Source organism: Streptomyces sp. RKAG290 (genome assembly GCF_023701695.1).
Taxonomy (GTDB): domain Bacteria; phylum Actinomycetota; class Actinomycetes; order Streptomycetales; family Streptomycetaceae; genus Streptomyces.
This window is the reverse complement of record NZ_JAJOZC010000001.1, coordinates 4,073,322-4,094,734: the sequence shown is the minus strand read 5'-3', so window position 1 is coordinate 4,094,734 and position 21,413 is coordinate 4,073,322. Positions and strand designations below refer to the sequence as shown.

Genomic DNA, 21,413 nt, shown 5'->3' with positions numbered 1-21,413 from the left:
TTACACACCGTGGGATACTTGGGGCCATCCCTTGTACCCCTACGGAAACGGCAGCCAGCTGATGGCCTCGGTCAATTCCCTCGCTTCCACGCTCCAGCAGCAGCTGGCGGACGCCCTGACGGCAGCCCTGCCGGATGCCGGTACCGCGGACCCGCTGCTGCGCCGAAGCGACCGGGCCGACTTCCAGGCCAACGGCATCCTGGCGCTCGCCAAGAAGCTCAAGGGCAACCCGCGCGAGCTGGCCGCCCAGGTCACGGCCGCCCTCCCGGCGACCGACCTGATCAAGGACATCGAGGTGTCCGGCCCCGGCTTCCTGAACATCACGCTCTCGGACCGGTCGATCATCGAGACCCTGGCCGCCCGTGCCGCGGACGACGAGGGCCGGCTCGGCGTGCCGTACAACAGCGCCGCCGGCACCACGGTCATCGACTACGCCCAGCCGAACGTGGCCAAGGAGATGCACGTCGGTCACCTGCGGTCCGCCGTGATCGGTGACGCGATGGTGCAGATCCTGGAGTTCACCGGCGAGTCCGTCGTGCGGCGGCACCACATCGGCGACTGGGGCACCCAGTTCGGCATGCTCATCCAGTACCTGATCGAGCACCCGGGCGAGCTGAACCACGAGGACGACAAGGCCGACGGCGAAGCCGCCATGTCGTCCCTGAACCGGCTCTACAAGGCGTCGAGGGCCCTCTTCGACTCCGACGAGGAGTTCAAGGACCGCTCACGGAACCGGGTGGTCGCCCTCCAGGCCGGTGACCCGGAGACGCTCGCCCTGTGGCAGCGGTTCGTCGACGAGTCGAAGATCTACTTCTACTCGGTCTTCGACAAGCTCGACATGAAGATCAACGACCCGGACATCGTCGGCGAGTCCGGTTACAACGACATGCTGGAGGAGACCTGCCGGATCCTGGAGGAGACGGGCGTCGCCGTCCGCTCCGAGGGTGCGCTGTGCGTGTTCTTCGACGACGTGAAGGGCCCGGACGGCAACCCGACCCCGCTGATCGTCAAGAAGACGAACGGCGGCTACGGCTACGCGGCGACCGACCTCTCCGCGATCCGCGACCGGGTCCAGAACCTCAAGGCCGACACCCTCGTGTACGTGGTGGACGTCCGGCAGTCCCTGCACTTCAAGATGGTCTTCGAGACGGCCCGCCGGGCCGGCTGGCTGAACGAGGACGTCAAGGCGCACCAGCTCGCCTTCGGCACGGTGCTCGGCAAGGACGGCAAGCCGTTCAAGACCCGTGAGGGTGTCACGGTCCGGCTGGAGGACCTGCTCGACGAGGCGGTCGAGCGGGCGACGGCCGTGGTCCGGGAGAAGGCCGAGAAGATCGGACTCTCCGAGGAGGAGATCGTCGAGAACGGCCGCTACGTCGGCATCGGCGCCGTGAAGTACGCGGACCTGTCGACCTCCGCCGTACGGGACTACAAGTTCGACCTGGACCAGATGGTGTCGCTGCACGGCGACACGTCGGTGTACCTCCAGTACGCGTACGCGCGTATCCGGTCGATCCTGCGCAAGGCCGGCGACGCGAAGCCGGTCGCGCACCCGGAGCTGGAGCTCGCGCCGGCCGAGCGGGCGCTGGGTCTGCACCTGGACCAGTTCGGCGAGGTCCTGTCCGAGGTGGCGGCGGGCTGCGAGCCGCACAAGCTGGCCGCGTACCTCTACCAGCTCGCCTCGCACCTCACGACGTTCTACGACCAGTGCCACGTCCTGAGCGACGACAACCCGGCGGAGGTAGTCGAGAACCGTCTCTTCCTGGTCGAGCTCACCGCCCGCACGCTGCACCAGGGCATGGCGCTGCTCGGCATCCGGACCCCCGAGCGGCTCTGAGCGACGCGGCACGCGCCGCACGTCCTGACGGGACAGGGGCGGGGTCCGGCACACCGATGTGTGCCGGACCCCGCCCCTGTCCCGTGTCCCGCCCCGTCCGCGGGCCTGCGCTACTCCGGCCGGCCGAGCGCCCACCCGGACACGTCGGCCAGCCGCCCACGCCACAGCGGCAGCCGCAGCGGGGCCATACCGCCGAAGATCAGAGTGGCGTCCCGCAGATGGATCCAGCGGGGCAGCTGCTGCGCGCCGTCGTCCGTGCGCAGCTCCTTGATGCCCTGGTCCACCGTCTCGGGGAACTCGGCGATGAGGTTGGCACCCTCGCCCTCGACCTGCCGCAGGCTCCTGGACCAGTCGGCCTTCCAGGCCTCGTGACCGATCACGTCACCGTGCAGAACACCGGCGGGGATCGTCAGGGTGAGCGGCAGGCTGGAGCGCATCTCCCGGTCGAGAAGCTGGATCAGCAGCTGGAGCTGGAGATCCGGCACCGGCTCCGTGATCACCGCAGTCGAGTCCGGTGCGGGGTCGACGGACTCGTTCATGGGCTGTTCCCTTCGCCGCGGCGGCCGACCCGGAACCGCCTCCGGACGTACCGCGCTTTCCTGTCCCGTACACCTGCCCCGGGGAGAGATCCGCACGCCTCCACCGCCGCAGGAGCACATTCCACCTCACCCGTACGAATCAATTTCGGATACCTGGAAAAAGCTCGGGTACACGCAGTCAAGCAATCAAGACCGGCTGACGACATTCTCCACGGGGTGAATCACCATGACCGACCAGTGCACCGCACCCGTTCTCTCCGACCGGAGTGTTTTCTCGGAGACCGAGCCGCCGCTCAGGGCGGCCGACGCACGCGCCGCCGCCGCGGCCTTCGCCGCGGAACTCAATCCGGCACCGTCCGCCCATACGGTGCAGAACCTGCTGCTGCTCTCGTCGGAACTGGTGACGAATGCCATCCGGTACGCCGGAGCCGTCACCGCCCTGTCGTTCGAGGCCGACCGTGGCGCGCTGCACGTACGGGTCGCCGACCCGAGCCCCGCCCACCCGCAGTCCCGTGTCCCTGACATGACCGGCCGGACCGGGGGATTCGGATGGCCGATGATTCTCCGGCTGGCCAGGAAGGTCACCGTCCACTGTCGCGGCAACCAGGGAAAGGTCATTCTCGCCACACTGGCGCGCTGATCTTCAGGGAGCGGGACAGGTCAGGCAACCGCGGCGGAATTACCGGCGCAATCACTCCGACCGGAAACCGGGCCGGGGGAGCACCGGCCCGGAATGATCAATTCCCGGCCGGTGGTCACAGATAGCGGCGGATCGGCACGACCGACGCCTCCCGGACCCGCTGCGCCACCGAACGCCGCCGCCACCTGCGGCCGTCGATGAGCTCACTCAGCTCCAGGTCCTGATCGAAGTGCTCGTCCAGAGTCGCGGTGAACGAGGTGTCCAGCACCGCGAGCATCACTTCCTCGTCGTGGTCCAGCGAGCGGCGGTTGAAGTTGGTCGAGCCGATCAGCGAGGCCACCCGGTCGATGGTGATGACCTTGGTGTGCAGCATCGTCGGCTGGTACTGGAAGATCTTCACGCCGCAGGCGGTGAGGGCCTCGTAGTGGCGCTGCCCCGCCAGCTGGCAGACCCGCTTGTCCGTATGCGGCCCGGGGAGCAGGATCTCCACCTCGACCCCGCGCCGTGCGGCGGCACAGAGCAGCTCCACGAAATACGCGTCGGGCGCGAAGTAGGCGGTCGCCAGCCGTATCCGCTCCTCGGCGGACTCCAGGACCGCCCGCAGCAGCGTCTGCATGTCCTGCCAGCCGAAGCTGGCCGACCCGCGCACGACCTGCACGATCGCGTCACCGCACGGCTTCGCCTCGACGAAGCGGTCACGTTCGTCGAAGAGCTCCTCATGGCACTCGGCCCAGTTCTGGGCGAACGCGGCGGCGAGACCGTCCACCGCCGGACCGCGCACCTGCACATGGGTGTCGCGCCACTCGTTCTCGTTGCGGGCGTCGCCGCACCACTCCTCGGCTATCCCGACACCGCCGGTGAACGCCGTCTCCTCGTCGACGAGGAGGACCTTGCGGTGACAGCGGTGGTTCTGCTTCAGCGGCGAGATGTAGAGCGGCTTGCGGAACCACGCCACCTTGACGCCCGCCTCGTCCATCGCGGCGAGCTGGTCCTTCTCGATCAGCCTGCTGCCGAACCCGTCCAGCAGCAGGCGGACGCGCACGCCGGAACGGGCCCGCTCGGCGAGCGCGTCGGCGAACTGCCGGGCTATGTCGCCCCGCCAGTAGACGAACGTCATCATGTCCACGGTGTGCTCGGCCCGGCGGATGGTGTCCAGCATCGCGGCGAAGATCTCGTCGCCGTTGCGGAGCGGGATGAGCTGGTTGCCCTCGGTGGCGGCAATCCCGATGAGCCGCTCCAGCCGGCGACGCAGTCGCAGCGTGCGGGCCGTGAAGTCCGCGGAGGGCGCCACGTCAGGGGATTCCTGTGCCGCGGCCGCCTCCGCACGGTGTTCCGGTCTGTCGTCCGTACTGCTGGTCATGCGTCTCCTCGACAATCGTCTCTGCGCGGTGCCCTTCACCACTCCTGCGGAACGGGCACCGAACCACCTTCCCGGAACTGGGCTCTCCACCCCCGCCGGTCAAGGTACGCGCCCCATGCCGACTACCCCACACGCCCCTTCCGACCTGCTAAATCGTCACCCGAACTGCGTTGACCGGCCGTCGGCCGACAGGCGATAGTGACGCGGCCGACCCTCGTCGGCCGCATGACCAGGGGTGGGGATCTCCATGCAGGGCACCGATCACGAGCACACGCTCGAAGGAGCGAAGGCCGCGGCTCACGCCGCCCTTCAGGCCGCAAGACCCGCCGACGCGCGTGCGCGGGCGACCGCCGCACTGGAGGAGTTCGGCCCAGACCCTGCGCTCCACACCCTGCTCGGCCGCGCGCACGCCCGCGAGAACGACGACGACCACGACGACGAGGCCGAACGGGCCTACCGCCAGGGCCTGGCGGCCTTCCCCGACGACCTGGACCTGCTGACCGCGTACGCCGAACTCTGCCTGGAATCCGATGCGCTCGACCGCCCCGGCCGCCACTCCCGCGGTCCCGGACTGGCCGACCGGGTCAGCGCACTGGCCCCCGGATCGCCGCAGGCGCTCCATCTCGACCGGGTCCGTATGGGTACCGGTGGCAGGCCCTCGCTCGCCGGCCCGATTCCCCGGTCCGGCGCCCGTATGCAACGCCATGACGTCCGTACGTCCCTGGCGAGCGCCCCGAGCACCGCCGAAGCTGTCCGGCTGGCCGAGGAGGACGCCCAGCGGTATCCGTACGACCTGCGCCGGGTGATCCGTGCCGAGACCCTTACCGCCCTCGGCCGCCCGCGCCGCCGACTGCTCCGGGCCCATGTACGGACCCCGATCCTCAGCGTGCTCGTCGCGGCGGCGCTGGCCACCGTGGCCCTGATCCCCAGGACCGCGTCCCCCGTGTCGGTGTGGGCAGCGGCAGCCGCCCTGCTCACCATCGTTCCGCACCTCGTGGTCGGCGCCCTGGAGAGCCGGGCCTGCATCCGCGCCCTGGCCCGTCTCCTGCCACCTCCGGCTCCGGGCGACAGCGATCCCACGTACAGCATGCTCCCGCCGCCCCCGGCACCCGGAGTCCGCGATTTCGCCGTGCTCTGGACGGCCGTCACCCTCGCGGTCTTCGCCCTGGTCTCTCCCCTGGCCCTCATGGACCACGTGCGCGCCGCGCCCCCGCACCACACGGCATCGGCACCGGCCACCTTCCTCGGTGAGCCCCTGCTCTCCGCCCGGCCGGCCATGGACGGTGTCGACGCGGACCTGGCCGCGGTGTGGATGCCGTCCCGGGCCGGCTCGTTCTCGTACGCCTACGGAACCGTGGAGCACCTGGCGGACAACGGCGGCCTGCCCAGCACCCTCGTCTTCGGCGCGACCGGTGACTTCCACGACGTGCCGGCGGACACGGCCGACAGCTACGAACGGGGGCTCGCCGAGTCCGACTCGGTCATCGACGCCACCTGGGACGGCCCCACCGGCGCCCCGGTCCACTGCGTCTCGTACGCGAGCGGCGACGAGGAACCGGGCGCGCACGTGGCCTGCAGCTGGTCCGCCGGCGACAGCTTCGGCACCGTGGTCATGGACGGCGCCGGACTGAGCCACGACTACGCGGTCGTCCGCACGATGATGGCGTGGACCGAGATCGTGCATCAGGACGGCGGGGAGGTCGAGGACGGCGGGGAGACCTCGGTGACCGCCCGTCAGCCGGCGGCCTCCCACTTGGAAGTCTGCCTGTTGTAGCGGTACTCCGGCCGCCCCGCGATGCTGCTCGTACGGAACGGCTTGCCGCCGTCGTCGATGCGCAGGGTGCCCGTCCGGCCGCCGCTGCTCCAGTCCAGTTCCAGGTACCAGCTCACGTCATGGCCCTCCACATGCGCGTCGAGGTCGAAGACCTCCACGTCGCTGGAGGAGACCCGGAACGGGAAGTCCTTCGCCGGCACGGTCTCGTCCCCCTGCTTCCCCGCCACCGGGGTGAGCGTGGGACGGCTGTCGTCCAGGCCCACGTCGAAGGACTGTGGCTGGATACCGCTCCCGCAGCCCTCGCCCATCGAGAACGCGGACCTCTTCAGGGGTGCGCCGCGGTTCAGCACCCGCACGTTCAGGCCCCGCAGGACGACCGCTTCCTGCGAGGTGCCCTGCACGGTGAGTTCGAGCAGCATCTGGCCGCCGTCCACCCCACCCAGCGCGCGTGCCCAGCCGCGGGTGTCCTGCGGCACGGGCGGCGGAGGCACGAAATCGGCGCCCTGGTCCAGCAGGTAGTACTGGCCGCAGGGCTCCTCCCAGTTGTACGAGCTGATGGTGACGGTCGGCGGCCGGCCGGTGCCGCCCGCCGGCTTGGCCCCGGCCCCGTGCGACACGGACGTGGTGGGACGTACGGACGGGGTGGCGGACCCGGTGCTCGCGGAAGGACTCGGCTTTCGCGACGCGCTGGGCGAGGCGGCGGCACTCTCCGAGGCGCCGGACACGGCGTCCGCCTTCTTGCCGTCCTCGACGCCCGCCACGGCCGGGGGACGCCCGGCGTCGTCCTGGCTCGCCCCGGCGAGGTGGTTGGCGACGACGGCGGTGGGCACGGTGAGCGCGACCACGGCGGCCGTCGCCAGCAACACGCGGGTACGGGCGGACGCGCGGCGCCAACGGGCCACGGGAACCTCGGGCCGCGGGCCGTGCTCCCGCTCCAGGTCGGACCCGGGTCCGGGCTCCCCTTCCGGCCCGGCCCCGGCCTCAGGCTCGGGTTCCGACTCGGGTTCCGGCCGGGGCCGGCTCTCGGCCTCGAAAGCCGGGGCCGGCGAACTCCCCGCATCGGGCACCGCATCGACCACGGGAGCCGCCGGGGCCTCCCCCGCCGCCGCGCTCTCCGGCTTACCGGCCTCCGACTTCCCGCGCCGCCGCGCAGCCTCCGCGACGATCCACCGCCGGTGCAGCTCCACGAGCTCGTCCGACGTGGCCCCGCACAACCGGGCCAGCCGCTCCACCGTCCCGTACTCGTTGGGGACGGCGTCCCCGTTGCAGTACCGGTGCAGCGTCGACGTGCTGACGTGCAGCTTCGTGGCGAGCACCCCGTAACTGCGCCCCGAACGGCCCTTCAGTTCCTTGAGCAGGGCCGCGAATTCTTCGGCCTCCGGCGTCGCCACTGGCGTGCTCCCCCTCTGATCCATCCCGGAATACCGTTCCAGGGACATGGAATCTGCCCAGGTCACAGTACGCGCAGGCATTCCAGCATCCCCAATGGCTCGGCGGGCGTTGCGGCCGGAATCTGCTGCCCCACAAGCTGTGACCACACCGCAGAGACCACGGGGGACGAGCAATGCGAACCCTCTTCCGCATCGAGCTCATCGATGCTCTGGCCATCGGCGTGGTGATCGTGACCGGCACCGTCGTCATGGTCCTGATCACCCAGCACTGAGCGGCTCAGACCACCACCACTTCACGGGGAGCACCACCATGCGCAGCAACCGCATCCGCACCACCGTCCTCGCCACCACCGCGCTCCTGGCCGCCCTCTCGCTCACCGCATGCAGCGGTGACGACGGCAGCACGAGCGACAACGGCAAGGCGGGATCGTCCGCCTCGGCGGCGAACACCACCGACAAGCAGTCCCAGTCCCCGGCCGCGGTGCCGGAGAAGGACGGCACCGACGCCGACGCCGAGGCGGGCGGCACGCCGAAGAACACCGCGCCGCCCGCCACGAACGGCGGAAAGGGCGCGACCGGCTCCACGGAGCAGGCGGGCAGCACCACCGACCGCAAGCCCGTCGCCTGCGACGGCGGGAACACCAAGTCCACCGTCAGCAAGGTGAGCCGCCCCCTCAACCACCTGCTGCTGACCCTGACCAACGCGGGCAACCGCCCCTGCTACGCGTACTACGCACCCAAGCTCCGGTTCGACGACGCGCAGGCCGTCTTCCCGGTCCTGGACGACAGCCAGCCGCAGGCCGTCGTGACGCTCGACCCGGGCCAGTCCGCATACGCCTCCATCGGCCTGACCGGCGAGCCCGGCAGCGGCCCCGCCCCGCGCAAGGCCACCCGCCTCCAGGTGAACTTCTCCGGCAGGAGCCCCGAGAGCTCCACTGGCACCCCGGCCCAGCTGACGCTCCCGGCGAACACCTACTGGGACGACAACGGCTTCGTCACGTACTGGCAGACCGAGATGGCCGACGCCCTCGTCTACTGAGCCCCGCCCCCCTCGAAACCGGCACCGGGGCCGGCACCGTCACCGGTGCCGGTCCCGAAGTCGTACTCGAACCAGATCCGGTGGGTCTCCCCGTCCACGGACAGGCCGCCGCCGCTGCAAATCCCCGTGATCTCGCCCCGGCGGCTCCCCTACGATCGCGCCATGGCCATGTTCGTACACCTGACACCCGCGGCCAACGCGGCCCGCATCCGCAAGTCCGGTATACGGGCCGTCAGTCACGGCCGGGAGGGGACAAGGGCCTGTTCTGCTTCCCGGTCCTGCCCTCCTACACGCTGACTCACCAGTGGCTGCGCGAACTCGCCCGCCACGGCGGCCCGCGCGGCCTCGTCGCCGTCCAGCTCCGGCTGCCGGACGACGAAGCCGTCACCGTCGGCCACTACAGCAACCGGCCGGGCCGGACCCACGTCACGACCACGGCGAGCGACGCCGTGCGCCGGGTGGCCGAGCTGGAGGACCCGCGCGGCTGGGAGGTCTTCGTCCCCCGGGCCGTCACCCGGAGCGAGATCCACCGCCTCCACGCCGTCCGCCAGGTCACCGGCTGGCGCTACTTCCCCGACTCCAACGGCAAGCCGCCCTGCACCTGTTACGGCTGCCGGGTGCGCGGCGAGTACGGCTCGCAAAGGCTGCGCCGACGCAGGCCGCACCCGCTCGACGGCCCCGCCCCGGCAACCCCCGTCCTCCTCCGGCGGATCGCCGAGGCCGGTGACCCCGGCGACCCCGCCCAGTTGCGCGCGACCCTGCACTGGCTCGGCATGCGCCGCCGGGGCCCGGTCGGCCAACTGGCCCACCTCGCCGGCCATCCCGACCCCACCGTCCGGACCGCCCTGGTCGAGGCGGTGGCCGGCTGGTCGACCCCCGGCGTCGGCGAGCTGCTCAGGCAGCTGTCCGATGACCCGGACGAGGACGTACGCGAGGCCGTCGACCTCACCGACCGGCTGAACCCGGCCTGACCCGGCCCGCCACCTCAGCCGAACTCGCACCACACGACCTTCCCGGGCACGCGCTCCCCCACCCCCACCGGTCCGCCAGCGCGGCGACGATCACCAGCCCCCGCCCCGACTCCCCGTCGGGCTCGCGCACCCCGGGCCGCCCGTCACCGCTGTCGTGCACCTCGACCCGTACCCGCCCCTCGTCCCGCAGCCACAGCATCACCCGGTACCCACGACCGGGCGGCACCCCGTGCACCAGCGCGTTGGTGGCCAGCTCACTGACGCACAGCACCACGTCGTCCGCCCGCACCGCACCGAACCCCCAGTCGGCGAGCGCGTCCCGCACGAACTCCCTGGCCGCCCGGACCGACCGGCGGTCCCGCCGGAAGAACCGCTCGCGCAGCAGCGGGAGTTGCATCGTCTCGTTCATGGGACGAGCGTCACACCCGGTCACTACTCTGTCGCAGTGCGCGCACCCGTACAGATTTCTTGTACGGGCCGGGCGCGCGTGAAGCACGAAGGCGGGTGGGAAGTGGGGACCGTATGCAACCCAGGAAGCGGCAGCGCAAGAACGCGTCGGCAATGAAGCTCGTGGGCGCGCTGGTCGCCCGGTTCCGCACCACGGCGGAGCTGACCCAGCGCCAACTGGCTGACCAGGTATGCGCCCAGCCCGAAACCATCGCCTCCATCGAGCAGGGCAGACGCGCCCTCCAGCTGCCGCTGGCCCGCCGCCTGGACGCCCTGCTGGAGACGAAGGGGCGCTGGAGACGGCGGTGGAGAACCTGCCGGAGGTGGATCTGGTGCCGGCCTGGGCGGAGGAGTATCTGGACCTGGAGCGGGAAGCGCTGGCCCTGTCGTGGTTCGAGAACCAGGTGCTGCCGGGGCTGCTCCAGACGGAGAGTTATGCGCGTGCGGTGTTCCGCACCGACGTACCGGCTCTCACCGAGGAGGAAATCGGACAGCGCATCACGACGAGGGTCGACCGTCGCGAGATCCTGCTGCGAAAGCAGCCACCGACGGCCAGTTTCATTGTCTCCGAGGCGATCCTGATCGACCGCCTCGGCGGGGACGAGGTACATGTCGAGACCTTGCGGCATGTGCGTGACTGCGCTGACATCCCCGGAATCGCGATCCAGATCATGCCCCTCGGCAGAAGGACACACGCAGGCCTCTCCGGACCGTTCATCCTCCTGGAGACTCCGGACCATCAGCGTCTTGCATACACCGAGACACAACGTGGCAGTCAGCTCATCTCGGCCCCGGATGAAGTAAGCATCCTGGAACGCAAATATGCGATGCTGCGAACGCAGGCCCTCAACACCGAGGACACAAAAGGCCTGTTGGACCGGCTGCTAGGAGAGCAATGAGCACTGCACGCGCGTGGTTCAAGTCCAGCTACAGCGGCGACGAGGGCGGCGCCTGCCTCGAAGTCACCTACGACTGGCAGAAGTCGAGCTACAGCAGCGAACAGGGTGGCGCCTGCGTGGAAATCGCCGCGCACCCCGCCGCCGTCCACGTCCGGGACTCCAAGAACCCCGAGGGCCCCACGCTCACCCTCGCCCCCACCACCTGGTCGGCCTTCGCCGCGCACATCGGTTCCTGACCGACCGGCGGACCGCCCAGCGGGGCGACCGGCTGTCAGTGGCCGCCCGTACGCTCCTCGACATGGCGACGCTTCCGAACCCGCTCCCGTCCCTGGCCACCTCAGGGCTCGAACTCCCGCCCGGCACAGTCGTGGACGCCACGACCGACGGGCCGTGGCACGAACCGCTGCTCTGGTACGCGGACGGGCCCGCGGCCCCCGGCGACTGGGCCGCGCTGCGCGACGCGGGGCGGGGCCTCGGGCTGCTGCCGGTGCTCATCGACGGCGGGAGACGGGACCAGTGGCCCCAGGCGTGGGACCTCGACCCGGGCGGTACGTCCTATCCCGGCGACCATGACGCGGAGGACGTCCTGAGCGAGGTATGGGACGCGTACGCGCAGGACGAGCTCGACACCGAGAACGCCTGGCCGGGGCTGGCGCCCACGCCCGTGGCAGACGGCCCGGACAGCCCGGAGACGCTGGCCGCGGAGCTGGCGGACATGCTGACCGACGACGGCATGGCCCTGGAGGGGGCACGCCTGGCGCTCGTGCCGGCGAGGCGCAGTGCGGACATCCCGGCGGCGATCGGCTGGAGCGGCCCGCTCAACCACGAGAACGACGTCGCCCGGCTCTGCGCGGTCCTGCGCTCCTGGGAGGACAGGTTCGGCATACGGGTCGTGGCCCTCGGCTTCGACACCCTGACCGTCAGCGTGGGGCGGCCGCCCACCACGGAGGCGGAGGCGCTGGCGCTGGCCGCCGAGCACTTCGCGTTCTGCCCGGACAACATCCACCAGAGCGCGCTGGACACCCTGGAGAAGTACGCGGGCGAGGCGCTGCTCGGCCGGGAGACCTGGTCGTTCTGGTGGGACTGAGCATCTGAGTACCGGAGCTCATGTCCCGCTGCCCGGACCACGGTTGAATAGCACGCATGGCCGATGCAGAGCTCACTACTTCCCGGCGGGGCGGCTGGGTGGCGCCGCTGATCTCCACCGTCGTCACCCTGCCGCTCGCGTTCCTCACGCTGATCTGGGGCCTGCTCTCGCCCATGGCGTGCGACTCGTGCTCGGACGCCGAGTCCGACCGGTTCGACGCGAGCTTCGACACCGCGCTGACGGTCCTGGTGTGCGGTCTGGCGGTGGCACTGCTCCTGCTCCTCGTGAGCTGGTGCCTGCCACGCCGGCCGGACCGGGCCGGGTCACGCGCCCTCTTCGCGCTGCTGGCACCCGTCGCGGTCGTCCTCGCCTACCTGCTGTTCTCCGGCCTCGTCGAGCTGCCGTGAAACACGCCGCCCGGGAATGCACCGGCGCCGACGGGGAAACCCACACAGCATGGACCGGACAGAGAGCCTCATCGATCAGTTCCGCGCGCTGCCCGCCGAGAGCGACGAGAAGCGTGAACTCGTCGCCGACATAAGGGACATACTCACGGACCGGCCCGACCACCCGGTGGCACTGCCGTTCATCGCCTCGGTGACCGCGGACCCCGAGGAGTACGACCTCGCCAGGGTCGAGGCCACCAAGGCCCTGCGACTGTCGCCGCCCACGGACGACGCCCACCGCCGGCGCGCCGGCGACGCCCTGCTGACCGTGATGCGCGGCCCCGACGACGAGCTGGTGCGCCAGTACGCGGCCATGGCCCTGAGCCCCTACGCGGACGATCCGGAGGTCCACGAGGCGATGGCGGCCGCCGTTCTCGACGACGAGGACCGGCTCGTCCGCGACAACGCCCTGGCCGCTCTCAACCACGCGGGCCCGAGCGACGACCGGGCCGAGGTCCTGCACCGGCTGGCAGACGACCGGGCCCTGGGCCTGGAGGCGGCCCGGATCCTGAAGGCCTGGGGCCGCGAACCGGCGGCCTGAGCCCACCGGCCCGCCGCCCGTCGGGAGCGGCCCGGACGGGGCCCCGAGACAACCTGATCGCGATCCGGAACATCTCCTCCCACAAGTCCGCAACCCCCCGATGCGGACGGTGAACGAGGAGCTGGAGCATGTTCCGACGCCCCATCCGCCCGAAAGCCCCCCGCGGGCGCCGCGTCGACTACCCCCGCAGGGGGAGAACCAACTGGCGGCGCTGGGTCCCTTCGTGGCGGCAGGTGCTGAGCGTGACCCTGCTCGGAATCGGAGCGCTGGCCGGGCTGTTCGCCGCCGTGTACTCCTCCGTCGACATCCCGGACGCGAACGCCGAGGCGCGCAGGCAGGGCACCGTCTACTACTGGGCGGACGGAAGCCAGTTGGTGAGCGTGGGCGCGGTCAACCGGCAGAGCGTCACGCTCGCCGACATACCCGATTCCATGGAGCACGCGGTCATAGCCGCCGAGAACGAGACCTTCTACTCCGACTCCGGGGTATCGGTGAAGGGCATCGCCCGCGCGGCCGTCAGCATGGTCGAGGGCGGTGAGACCCAGGGCGGCTCCACCATCACCCAGCAGTACGTGAAGAACACCTACCTCAGCCAGGAGCAGTCGGCCAAGCGGAAGTTCAAGGAGTTCTTCATCTCGCTCAAGCTGAGCAACAAGCAGAGCAAGGCGGAGATCCTCCAGGGATATCTGAACACCAGCTGGTTCGGCCGCGGCGCCTACGGCATCCAGGCCGCGGCGGTCACGTATTACGGAGTCCCCGCGAAGGAACTCGACCCCAGCCGGACGGCGATGCTCGCCTCCCTGCTCAAGGGCGCGGAGCAGTACGACCCGGCGGGCGGCAAGGACAACCACGAACGCGCCGTCGAGCGCTGGAAGTGGATCCTGGACCGGGAGGTCGAGAACGGCATGATGACGAAGGCCGAGCGGGCCACGTACACGAAGTTCCCCGAGCCGCGGGACGCCGTCAAGCCGACCAGCCTCGGCGGCCAGACCGGCTACCTCGTCGACATCGCCAACAAGTACGTCAAGAAGCGCTCGGGCCTCACCGCCAAGGACCTCGCCCGGGGCGGCTACCGGGTGCACACCACCTTCGAGAAGGCCAGGGTGCGGGAGCTGGAGCGGGCCGTGCGGAGCGTGCGCAGGCGCGACCTCGACCCCGAGAAGCGCCCGGCGGACAAGTACGTCGAGGTCGGGGCCGCGTCCGTGCGCCCCGAGGACGGAGCCGTGGTCGCGGTCTACGGCGGAGCCGACGCCACCACCCGCTTCGCCAACAACGCCGACACCGCGGGCGTCCCCGTCGGCTCGGCCTTCAAGCCCTTCGTGCTGGCCGCGGCTCTTCAGAACGGCGACGGAATCACCCTGGACAGCGGCTACGACAGCGCGGGGCATCTCATCACGAGCGGCCCGCGCGCGGTGCCCACGGACCGGCCGGGTGGCGGCGCGGTCGCGGTGCCGGTCACGGCGCCGACGACCCTGCGCGAGGCGCTGATCAGGTCGGCCAACGTCACCTTCGTACGGCTCGGCAAGCACATCGGGCTGAAGAAGGTGAAGGCGATGGCGGTCGCCGCCGGGCTGCACGAGGACAGCCTGGCCCGCCTGGACAAGTCCTTCGCCCTCGGCACGTCCACACCGAGCGCGGTCAGGATGGCGGACGCGTACACCGCCTTCAGCAACGGCGGCATGAGGGCCGACCCGTACTCGGTGACCAGCGTGACGCGGGACGGCGAGACGGTCGAGGGCTTCGGGAAGCCGGCGCCGCAGCGCGCGATGGACGCCTCGGTCGCCGACGACGTGAAGAACACCCTGGGGATGGTGGCCTGGACGGCACTGGCGCGGGACAGGAACTTCGATGTGCTCGCCGGCTCCACGGCTCTCGACGGCCTCTCGGGGGCGGGACCGACGGGGACGACCGGATGAGGTCGGCCTGGTTCATCGGCCACGCCAAGGGACTGACCACGGCGGTGACGATGTTCCGCAACAAGCCGGGCACCCCTCAGCTGCTGGGAATGCAGGGCGTGGGCGGAGACGACGCGGACCGCGGCAACGTCTTCCCGCTCCGGATCTGGACCTCCTACGCCACCGGGAAGTAGAGCCACTGGCCGGACGGGTCACGCAAAGGTCCCGCCCTGCGCCCGGAGTACCTCACGGGCAGGGCGGGACCTTCGTGGTCACCGCTTCAGGAGCCGCCGCGCCCCAGCCGCTGCGCGACCTCCGTCGCCCAGTACGTCAGGATCATCTGCGCGCCGGCCCGGCGGATACCGGTCAGGCTCTCCATGATCGCCGCGTCCCGGTCGATCCAGCCGCGCTCGGCGGCGGCCTCGATCATCGAGTACTCGCCACTGATCTGGTACGCGGCGACGGGCACGTCCACCGACTCGGCGACCTTGGCCAGGATGTCGAGGTACGGCCCGGCCGGCTTGACCATGACCATGTCCGCGCCCTCGTCGAGGTCGAGCGCCAGCTCGCGCAGCGACTCGCGGGCGTTGGCCGGGTCCTGCTGGTACGTCTTGCGGTCGCCCTTGAGGGAGGACCCGACGGCCTCGCGGAACGGGCCGTAGAACGCGGAGGAGTACTTCGCCGTGTACGCGAGGATCGACACGTCCTCGTGGCCGGTCTGGTCCAGCGCGTCGCGGATCACGCCGACCTGGCCGTCCATCATGCCGCTGGGGCCCACCACATGGGCGCCCGCGTCGGCCTGGACCTGGGCCATCTCGGCGTACCGCTCCAGCGTCGCGTCGTTGTCGACCCGGCCGTCCTCGGTCAGCACCCCGCAGTGGCCGTGGTCGGTGGTCTCGTCCAGACAGAGGTCGGACATGACGACGAGATCGTCACCGACCTCCTCGCGCACCGCGCGCAGACCGAGCTGGAGGATGCCGTCCGGGTCCGTGCCCGCCGTGCCGCGGGCGTCCTTCTTCTCGTCCAGCGGCACACCGAACAGCATGATCCCGGAGACGCCCGCCGAGACCGCGTCCACGGCGGCCTTCCGCAGGGTGTCCAGGGTGTGCTGCTGCACGCCGGGCATGGCCGAGATGGCGACAGGCGCGTCGATGCCCTCGCGCACGAACGCGGGCAGGATCAGATTCGCCGGGTCGAGCCGTGTCTCGGCGACCATCCGCCGCATCACGGGGGTCGTCCGCAGCCGTCGGGGGCGAGAGCCGGGGAAGTTTCCGTACACAGTCATCCTTCGAGATTAGACCCGCGCACCTCACCGTCTTACCGACACCCGTGCCGGGAAAAGGGCCGGGAGGCGAGTCCCGGAACGAGCCGGCAAACGAGTGGGGCCCGGCCGCTTGAAGAAGCAGCCGGGCCCCGCATCGCTTACGCCCGGATCAGGTCGTCGTACGGCGCCGCCGCGCCCCGGGACGACGCTCGCTGGGCCGCGTCACCGGGTCACCGGCCTCCTTCGCCGCGTCCCGGCGCTGCGCACCGAAGGCCGCGAGGGCCTCGGCCAGCTTGTGCACCGAGGGCTCCGGGGACAGCACGTCCACGCGCAGGCCGTGTTCCTCGGCGGTCTTCGCCGTGGCCGGGCCGATGCACGCGATGACCGTCACGTTGTGCGGCTTGCCGGCGATGCCGACCAGGTTGCGCACGGTCGAGGACGAGGTGAAGAGCACCGCGTCGAACCCGCCGCCCTTGATGGCCTCACGCGTGTCGGCGGGCGGCGGCGAGGCGCGGACCGTGCGGTACGCGGTGACGTCGTCGACCTCCCAGCCTAGCTCGATGAGACCTGCCACCAGCGTCTCGGTGGCGATGTCGGCGCGCGGCAGGAAGACCCGGTCGATCGGGTCGAAGACCGGGTCGTAGGGCGGCCAGTCCTCCAGCAGACCGGCGGCGGACTGCTCACCGGACGGCACCAGGTCCGGCTTCACACCGAAGTCGACGAGCGCGGCGGCGGTCTGCTCACCGACGGCCGCGACCTTGATCCCGGCGAAGGCACGGGCGTCCAGCCCGTACTCCTCGAACTTCTCCCGGACCGCCTTGACCGCGTTGACGCTGGTGAAGGCGATCCACTCGTAGCGGCCGGTGACCAGGCCCTTGACCGCGCGCTCCATCTGCTGGGGCGTACGCGGCGGCTCGACGGCGATCGTCGGGACCTCGTGCGGCACCGCGCCGTACGAACGCAACTGGTCGGAGAGCGACGCCGCCTGCTCCTTCGTGCGCGGTACGAGCACCTTCCAGCCGAACATCGGCTTGGACTCGAACCACGCGAGCTGGTCGCGCTGGGCGGCGGAGCTGCGCTCCCCGACCACGGCTATGACGGGCCGGTGCCCCTCCGGCGACGGGAGGACCTTGGCCTGCTTGAAGAGCTGGGCGATGGTCCCGAGCGTCGCCGTCCAGGTGCGCTGGCGGGTCGTCGTGCCGGCGACGGTCACGGTCAGCGGGGTGTCGGGCTTGCGGCCCGCCGAGACCAGCTCACCGGCGGCCGCGGCCACCGAGTCGAGCGACGTCGAGATGACGCACGTGGCATCGCTCGCGCCGAGCTCGCTCCAGCAGCGGTCCGAGGCGGTACGGGCGTCGACGAACCGGACGTCGGCGCCCTGCGCGTCACGCAGCGGCACCCCGGCGTACGCGGGCACCCCCACGACGTTGGCGACGCCCGGCACGACCTCGAAGGGAATGCCGGCGGCGGCGCAGGCAAGCATCTCGCCGCCCGCGTTCCCGTCCAGGCCGGGGTCACCGGAGACGGCACGGACGACCCGCCTGCCGCCCTTCGCGGCCTCCATGACAAGATTGGCCGCATCCCTGAGAACGGGAACGCCGGCGGCTGTTGACTGCGCGTCAACAACCGTCAGCTCAGGCGTGCTTACGCCTGCCCGCGCATGGCAGCGAACGACGCCGAGAACGTCCGGCTCGGCGACAAGAACGTCCGCGCTCGCAAGCGCCTCGACGGCGCGCAGAGTCAGCAGTCCCGGGTCGCCGGGACCGGCGCCGAGGAAGGTGACGTGCCCTGCGGACAGGACAGGGAAATCGGATGCGGCGGGGCCGTTGGGGCTCAAAGTGCTCGCTCCCCCATAAGACCGGCCGCACCCTTGGCGAGCATCTCGGCCGCGAGTTCGCGACCGAGAGCCGCCGCGTCGTCGAGCGACGTGGGGACGGGACCGGTGGTGGACAGCTGCACCAGCGAGGAACCGTCGGTGGAACCGACGACACCGCGCAGGCGCAGTTCGTTGACAGCCTGACCGTCGGCCAGGAGGTCGGCCAGCGCACCCACAGGTGCGGAGCAGCCGGCCTCCAGGGCGGCGAGCAGGGCACGCTCGGCGGTCACGGCGGCCCGGGTGTACGGGTCGTCGAGCTCGGCGAGCGCGGCGGCGAGTTCAGCGCTGGTCGCAGCGCATTCGATCGCCAGTGCTCCCTGGCCGGGAGCGGGCAGAACGGTGTCGACCGACAGGAAGTCGGTCACCTCACCGCTCCGTCCGAGGCGGCTGAGTCCGGCCGCGGCGAGTACCACCGCGTCCAGTTCACCGCTTCGTACAAATCCGATACGCGTATCGACGTTGCCGCGGATCGGCACGGTCTCGATGCTGAGGCCGTGGCTGCGGGCGTACGCGTTGAGCTGTGCCATGCGGCGCAGCGAGCCGGTGCCGATGCGGGCACCGGACGGCAGCTGCTCGAAGGTCAGCCCGTCCCGCGCCACCAGCACGTCACGCGGGTCCTCGCGGGCCGGCACCGCCGCCAGCACGAGGTTGTCGGGCTGCGCGGTCGGCAGGTCCTTCAGCGAGTGGACGGCGAAGTCCACCTCGCCGCGCAGCAGGGCTTCGCGCAGCGCGGCGACGAACACGCCGGTCCCGCCGATCTGCGCGAGGAGCTCCTTGGACGTGTCCCCGTACGTGGTGACCTCGACGAGCTCTACGGCCCGACCGGTCACCTCGCTGACGGCCTCGGCGACGAGGCCGGACTGCGCCATGGCGAGCTTGCTGCGCCGGGTCCCCAGCCTCAGCGGCTTGGTGGCCCCCGCGCCCAGGGGTGAGTTGTCGGTCATGACCGCCCTCGATTCGGGTCGTTCAGGTCTGCCCGGGAGACGGCGGCGACCGTCTGCGGGTCGAGGTCGAAGAGTTCCCGCAGCGCGTCGGCGTACCCGGCACCGCCGGGCTCGCTGGCGAGCTGCTTGACCCGCACGGTGGGCGCGTGCAGGAGCTTGTCGACGACGCGGCGCACGGTCTGCGAGATCTCGGCGCGCTGCTTCTCGTCCAGGTCGGGGAGGCGTCCGTCCAGCCGTGCGATCTCGCCCGCGACCACTCCGGCGGCCATCGTGCGCAGGGCGACGACGGTGGGAGTGATGTGGGCGGCGCGCTGGGCGGCACCGAAGGCGGCGACCTCGTCGGCGACGATGGTGCGCACCTGGTCCACATCGGCGGCCATCGGGGCGTCCGCGGACGCCTCGGCGAGCGACTCGATGTCGACGAGGCGCACACCGTCGAGGCCGGCCGCGCCACCGTCGATGTCGCGCGGCATGGCGAGGTCGAGCAGGGCGAGCCGGACGGGGCCGGTGGACTGGGCGGGCACGGTGACCCGGCGGACGGCCTGGGCCTGCGCGGTCGCGGTGGTGGAACCGTTCTCCACCCACGCCGCGTGCTGGTCCAGGTCGGCGGGCGGCGCGGCGGCGGGCGGCGCGGGAGCCTCGCCCGGGGAGTCGAAGTCCAGCCCCAGCGCCCCGGCGACGGCCTCGGCGCTCAGCACCAGACCGGTGGCGCCGGTGCACGAGACGACCACATCGGCACGTGTCAGTTCGTCGGTGACCGCGGCCATCTCCACGGCGTGCGCGGCCACTCCCGTGCCGCCGGCCTGGTTGAGGATCTCGACCAGCCGGTCGGCGCGGGCCCGGGTGCGGTTGGCGACGACGATCTCGGCGACGCCGGTACGGGCCAGGGTCGCGGCGGCCAGCGAGGACATCGAGCCCGCGCCGATCACCAGCGCGCGCTTGCCCTTCGCCCAGACGCCGGTGTCGCGCCCCTCCGCGAGCTGTTCGAGACCGAAGGTGACGAGCGACTGCCCGGCCCGGTCGATCCCGGTCTCGCTGTGGGCGCGCTTGCCGACCCGCAGGGCCTGCTGGAAGAGGTCGTTCAGCAGCCGGCCGGCGGTGTGGAGCTCCTGCCCCAGCGCCAGCGCGTCCTTGATCTGGCCGAGGATCTGGCCCTCGCCCACGACCATCGAGTCCAGTCCGCAGGCCACCGAGAAGAGGTGGTGGACGGCCCGGTCCTCGTAGTGCACATAGAGATACGGAGTGAGCTCGTCCAGACCGACGCCGCTGTGCTGGGCGAGCAGGGTGGACAGCTCGGCCACACCCGCGTGGAACTTGTCCACGTCGGCGTACAGCTCGATGCGGTTGCAGGTGGCGAGGACGGCGGCCTCGACCGCGGGCTCCGCGGCGAGGGTGTCCTGCAGCAGCTTGGCCTGGGTGTGGGCGGCCAGCGAGGCCCGCTCCAGCACGGAGACGGGGGCACTGCGGTGGCTCAGCCCTACGACAAGGAGACTCATGCCGGCATCACGGCGGGCATGTCCCCGTCGGGTCCCTTCCGGCTGCTGGTCGCGGCGCGCACGGGCGGTGCGGCCGGGTCGGGGCCGCTGCCTGCGGCGGCGGCCTCCTCGCCGGCCTTGCGCTGCTCGTGGAAGGCGAGGATCTGCAGCTCGATGGAGAGGTCGACCTTGCGCACGTCGACGCCCTCGGGCACCGAGAGCACGGTCGGGGCGAAGTTCAGGATCGAGGTGACCCCGGCGGCCACGAGCCGGTCGCAGACCTGCTGGGCGGCGCCGGCCGGGGTCGAGATGACACCGATCGACACGCCGTTGTCGTGAACGATCTTCTCCAGCTCGTCGGCGTGCTGGACGGGGATCCCGGCCACGGGCGTACCGGCCATCGCGGGGTCGGCGTCGATCAGCGCGGCGACCCGGAAACCCCTGGAGGCGAATCCGCCGTAGTTGGCGAGCGCGGCGCCGAGGTTACCGATACCGACGATCACGACCGGCCAGTCCTGGGTGAGGCCGAGCTCACGGGAGATCTGGTAGACGAGATACTCGACGTCGTAGCCGACGCCGCGCGTCCCGTACGAACCGAGATAGCTGAAGTCCTTGCGCAGCTTCGCGGAGTTGACCCCCGCCGCCGCGGCGAGCTCCTCGGAGGAGACCGTGGGGACCGAGCGCTCGGAGAGCGCGGTCAGCGCACGGAGATACAGCGGAAGTCGGGCGACGGTGGCCTCGGGAATTCCTCGGCTACGGGTCGCCGGTCGGTGATTTCGGCCAGTTGCCACGGTGCTCCTGCGGGATGAGCGGGGCTGCAGGCGGCCGTATGTCCCATGGCCGCCCCGTCGAATGCAGGCTATGTCTTTGTGAACGCGTGCACAAAGATTGTGTCCGATTTGTCCGGTCAAAGTGACCGGGGTCACGCGCATTCGTCGTGCGATCCAGGAACCATGGATCGCATCAGCCCGTTGCAGGCCCGAAGGGGCAA

The 21,413-nt window shown here is 71.1% G+C and carries 20 protein-coding genes and 2 pseudogenes; 13 read left to right on the top strand and 9 right to left on the bottom strand.

Annotated features, from left to right (window positions below; all coding sequences use genetic code 11):
* Positions 1–61 precede the first annotated feature (61 nt).
* Positions 62–1,834, top strand: coding sequence for an arginine--tRNA ligase (argS, locus tag LNW71_RS17955; protein ID WP_250972047.1), 1,773 nt, complete (start codon positions 62–64; stop codon positions 1,832–1,834).
* A 110-nt stretch (positions 1,835–1,944) separates the two neighbouring features.
* On the opposite strand, the gene LNW71_RS17950 is transcribed toward argS, so the two are convergent.
* Positions 1,945–2,373: a hypothetical protein gene (locus tag LNW71_RS17950; RefSeq protein ID WP_250969160.1), complete on the bottom strand. Its 429-nt coding sequence runs from the start codon at positions 2,371–2,373 to the stop codon at positions 1,945–1,947.
* Positions 2,374–2,599: 226 nt separating this feature from the next.
* Between LNW71_RS17950 and LNW71_RS17945 the strand changes: the two genes are divergently transcribed.
* On the top strand, positions 2,600–3,013 hold the full coding sequence (locus LNW71_RS17945; protein WP_250969159.1) for an ATP-binding protein: 414 nt from the start codon (positions 2,600–2,602) through the stop codon (positions 3,011–3,013).
* A 115-nt stretch (positions 3,014–3,128) separates the two neighbouring features.
* Here LNW71_RS17945 and LNW71_RS17940 read toward each other — a convergent pair whose 3' ends face one another.
* The gene (locus LNW71_RS17940; RefSeq protein WP_250969158.1) at positions 3,129–4,373 is read right to left on the bottom strand and encodes a phospholipase D-like domain-containing protein; all 1,245 of its coding nucleotides are present in this window, start codon (positions 4,371–4,373) and stop codon (positions 3,129–3,131) included.
* 247 nt (positions 4,374–4,620) lie between these two features.
* On the opposite strand from LNW71_RS17940, the gene LNW71_RS17935 reads away from it, so the two are divergent.
* On the top strand, positions 4,621–6,147 hold the full coding sequence (locus LNW71_RS17935) for a hypothetical protein (RefSeq protein ID WP_250969157.1): 1,527 nt from the start codon (positions 4,621–4,623) through the stop codon (positions 6,145–6,147).
* Here LNW71_RS17935 and LNW71_RS17930 read toward each other — a convergent pair.
* Complete coding sequence (locus LNW71_RS17930) at positions 6,108–7,538, bottom strand: helix-turn-helix transcriptional regulator (protein ID WP_250969156.1); 1,431 nt, start codon at positions 7,536–7,538, stop codon at positions 6,108–6,110. The two genes, LNW71_RS17935 and LNW71_RS17930, sit on opposite strands and share 40 nt — an antisense overlap.
* Positions 7,539–7,848: 310 nt before the next feature.
* On the opposite strand from LNW71_RS17930, the gene LNW71_RS17925 reads away from it, so the two are divergent.
* Entirely contained in the window at positions 7,849–8,577 is a 729-nt protein-coding gene (locus LNW71_RS17925) for a DUF4232 domain-containing protein (protein WP_250969155.1), read from the top strand.
* An 80-nt stretch (positions 8,578–8,657) separates the two neighbouring features.
* Positions 8,658–9,548 (top strand): HEAT repeat domain-containing protein, encoded by an 891-nt coding sequence (locus LNW71_RS17920; protein WP_308294501.1) that lies wholly within the window; start codon positions 8,658–8,660, stop codon positions 9,546–9,548.
* Positions 9,549–9,562: 14 nt separating this feature from the next.
* On the opposite strand, the pseudogene LNW71_RS17915 reads toward LNW71_RS17920, so the two are convergent.
* A pseudogene (locus tag LNW71_RS17915) lies at positions 9,563–9,957 on the bottom strand (ATP-binding protein).
* Between the two features lie 113 nt (positions 9,958–10,070).
* On the opposite strand from LNW71_RS17915, the pseudogene LNW71_RS36975 reads away from it, so the two are divergent.
* From LNW71_RS36975 to LNW71_RS17880, 8 genes and pseudogenes are all read left to right on the top strand, one after another.
* A pseudogene (locus tag LNW71_RS36975) lies at positions 10,071–10,241 on the top strand (helix-turn-helix domain-containing protein); the annotation flags it as partial.
* A gap of 59 nt (positions 10,242–10,300) precedes the next feature.
* Positions 10,301–10,894, top strand: a complete 594-nt coding sequence (locus tag LNW71_RS17910; protein WP_308294500.1) for a DUF5753 domain-containing protein — start codon at positions 10,301–10,303, stop codon at positions 10,892–10,894.
* Complete coding sequence (locus LNW71_RS17905) at positions 10,891–11,130, top strand: DUF397 domain-containing protein (protein WP_250969154.1); 240 nt, start codon at positions 10,891–10,893, stop codon at positions 11,128–11,130. The genes LNW71_RS17910 and LNW71_RS17905 overlap by 4 nt, the downstream gene beginning before the upstream one ends.
* Positions 11,131–11,192: 62 nt before the next feature.
* On the top strand, positions 11,193–11,981 hold the full coding sequence (locus tag LNW71_RS17900; protein ID WP_250969153.1) for a DUF4253 domain-containing protein: 789 nt from the start codon (positions 11,193–11,195) through the stop codon (positions 11,979–11,981).
* 56 nt (positions 11,982–12,037) lie between these two features.
* Positions 12,038–12,388, top strand: a complete 351-nt coding sequence (locus LNW71_RS17895) for a hypothetical protein (RefSeq protein WP_250969152.1) — start codon at positions 12,038–12,040, stop codon at positions 12,386–12,388.
* 49 nt (positions 12,389–12,437) lie between these two features.
* Entirely contained in the window at positions 12,438–12,968 is a 531-nt protein-coding gene (locus tag LNW71_RS17890) for a HEAT repeat domain-containing protein (RefSeq protein WP_250969151.1), read from the top strand.
* A gap of 242 nt (positions 12,969–13,210) precedes the next feature.
* Positions 13,211–14,884: a transglycosylase domain-containing protein gene (locus LNW71_RS17885; RefSeq protein WP_250969150.1), complete on the top strand. Its 1,674-nt coding sequence runs from the start codon at positions 13,211–13,213 to the stop codon at positions 14,882–14,884.
* Positions 14,881–15,057 carry a hypothetical protein gene (locus tag LNW71_RS17880; RefSeq protein WP_250969149.1) on the top strand — a complete coding sequence of 59 codons (177 nt, stop codon included), beginning with the start codon at positions 14,881–14,883 and terminating at the stop codon, positions 15,055–15,057. Before LNW71_RS17885 ends, LNW71_RS17880 begins: the two co-directional genes overlap by 4 nt.
* A gap of 86 nt (positions 15,058–15,143) precedes the next feature.
* On the opposite strand, the gene hemB is transcribed toward LNW71_RS17880, so the two are convergent.
* From hemB to LNW71_RS17855, 5 genes are all read right to left on the bottom strand, one after another.
* Positions 15,144–16,148 (bottom strand): porphobilinogen synthase, encoded by a 1,005-nt coding sequence (hemB, locus tag LNW71_RS17875; protein WP_250969148.1) that lies wholly within the window; start codon positions 16,146–16,148, stop codon positions 15,144–15,146.
* 148 nt (positions 16,149–16,296) lie between these two features.
* The gene (locus LNW71_RS17870; RefSeq protein WP_250969147.1) at positions 16,297–17,964 is read right to left on the bottom strand and encodes a bifunctional uroporphyrinogen-III C-methyltransferase/uroporphyrinogen-III synthase; all 1,668 of its coding nucleotides are present in this window, start codon (positions 17,962–17,964) and stop codon (positions 16,297–16,299) included.
* The gene (hemC, locus tag LNW71_RS17865) at positions 17,961–18,947 is read right to left on the bottom strand and encodes a hydroxymethylbilane synthase (protein WP_250969146.1); all 987 of its coding nucleotides are present in this window, start codon (positions 18,945–18,947) and stop codon (positions 17,961–17,963) included. The genes LNW71_RS17870 and hemC overlap by 4 nt, the downstream gene beginning before the upstream one ends.
* Positions 18,944–20,443 carry a glutamyl-tRNA reductase gene (locus LNW71_RS17860; protein WP_250969145.1) on the bottom strand — a complete coding sequence of 500 codons (1,500 nt, stop codon included), beginning with the start codon at positions 20,441–20,443 and terminating at the stop codon, positions 18,944–18,946. The genes hemC and LNW71_RS17860 overlap by 4 nt, the downstream gene beginning before the upstream one ends.
* Entirely contained in the window at positions 20,440–21,213 is a 774-nt protein-coding gene (locus LNW71_RS17855) for a redox-sensing transcriptional repressor Rex (protein ID WP_250969144.1), read from the bottom strand. Before LNW71_RS17855 ends, LNW71_RS17860 begins: the two co-directional genes overlap by 4 nt.
* Positions 21,214–21,413: the final 200 nt, after the last annotated feature.